Annotated in this window: 1 protein-coding gene; it reads left to right on the top strand. The window is 56.5% G+C overall.

Annotated elements, in window-relative coordinates; all coding sequences use genetic code 11:
- Positions 1-88 precede the first annotated feature (88 nt).
- Complete coding sequence (locus tag GHN92_RS23560; protein WP_133144901.1) at positions 89-1,234, top strand: IS481 family transposase; 1,146 nt, start codon at positions 89-91, stop codon at positions 1,232-1,234.
- The last annotated feature ends 51 nt before the right edge of the window (positions 1,235-1,285 follow it).

The raw sequence follows: 1,285 nt of genomic DNA, 5'->3' as shown, positions 1-1,285 counted from the left end.
TGTATGGACCGGGGACATAGCGAACACAATGTTCGGAGACATCGCGAACACTTTTAATACGACACATTGACCCCTTAGGAGGTGTGATGTGTCCTGGAAAGAGATGTCCGCCATGGATCTTCGTCTTGAATTCGTCTCTCTGGCTTTGGCCGAGGGCGCCAACATTAAAGCATTGTGCGAGCACTTCAATATCGGCCGCACAACTGCCTACAAGTGGCTCAAACGTTTCCAATGTGAGGGTAGCGACGGGCTGAGAGATCAGTCCCGTCGCCCCCACACCTCGCCCAATCAAACCGCACCGGAGCCCGAGCAACAAATCCTGGCGCTCAATATCGAGCACACAGGTTGGGGCGCACGCAAGATCAAGGGTTGCCTTGAGCGGCGTGGCTGCACCATGCCTGCAGCCAGTACGGTTCATGCCATTCTCAAGCGCAATGACCGTATTGATCCCCAAGCAGGCCTCGTCAGGCCCTTCACCTCATTCGAGCACGAGCAGCCCAATGACCTGTGGCAAATGGACTTTAAAGGCCATGTGCCCATGCGCTCGGGGCGCTGTCATCCTTTGACCTTGCTGGATGACCACTCTCGCTTTCTTTTGACCATCGCCGCCTGCGGCAACGAGCAGCGCGGCACGGTTCAGGCCCATCTGATCAATGCGTTTCGCCAGTACGGACTGCCAAACCGCATGACGATGGACAACGGCGCGCCGTGGGGCGACGAGCCGGAGAGCTACACGGGGCTGGAGATCTGGATCATGCGCCAGGGCGTAAAGGTGAGCCACTCGCGGCCCTACCACCCTCAAACGCAGGGCAAGCTGGAGAGACAACATCGCAGCATGATCAGGGAAGTGTTCAAGGGGATATGCCTGATCGACCTGCCCACTGCGCAGCTCACGCTGGATGAATGGCGCCAGGTCTACAACCACGAGCGCCCGCATGGCGGTATCGGCATGCAGGTACCGGCTTCTCGCTACACGTCCAGCTCAAGGGCGTATCAGGAAGTGCTGGCCCCGATCGAATACGGCAGTGATCTGAATGTACGAAAAGTGCAGGCCAATGGTGAGATTTACTTACAAGGTCAAGTTTGGAAACTGGGAAAAGGGTTTGTAGGCGAACGGGTGGGGGTTCGAGAAGGTAGTCAGGATGGGCAATACGATGTCTTCTGGGGAAGCCATCGTATTGCCCAAATTGACAGGGTGACCGAGGTTGTAATATCAGGGAAATCGCTGCGCTAACTGTTCGCTATGTCTCCGAACAAAGTGTTCGCGATGTCCCCGGTCCATACA

This window comes from Pseudomonas sp. FSL R10-2964, assembly GCF_009600035.1.
Taxonomy (GTDB): Bacteria; Pseudomonadota; Gammaproteobacteria; order Pseudomonadales; family Pseudomonadaceae; genus Aquipseudomonas; species Aquipseudomonas bubulae.
This window is presented reverse-complemented; position numbering and strand designations above follow the sequence as displayed.